The sequence below is a fragment of the Paraburkholderia sp. J11-2 genome (genome assembly GCF_905220185.1).
Lineage (GTDB): Bacteria > Pseudomonadota > Gammaproteobacteria > Burkholderiales > Burkholderiaceae > Paraburkholderia.
In genome coordinates this window covers 1-250 of record NZ_CAJMYY010000153.1, presented here as the reverse complement: position 1 = coordinate 250, position 250 = coordinate 1, and the positions used below count along the sequence as shown (strand labels likewise).

General features: G+C 66.4%; 1 pseudogene. It reads right to left on the bottom strand.

From position 1 onward, the window contains the following. Window positions 1-250 (bottom strand): annotated as a pseudogene (locus tag U5A57_RS41570) (hypothetical protein); the annotation flags it as partial.

Here is a 250-nt window from a genome sequence, read left to right as displayed (position 1 = left end):
GTTCGTGTTCGTCGCGTACAGCTGCGAGCCGTTCACCGCGTCGAGGCTCGACGCGCTCAGCGTGCCGTTCGCCACGTTGTGCAGCGCCACCGCCGAAGTGGCCGACGTGCCGCCCAGCGTGACCGAGTCGTGCGCCGACGAGTCGTACAGCACCGCGTCAGCCAGCTGACCGTTGATGTTCGTGATGTCGCCCGACAGGTCCGAAATGCTCTGGTTCGTCGCGTACAGCTGCGAGCCGTTCACCGCGTCA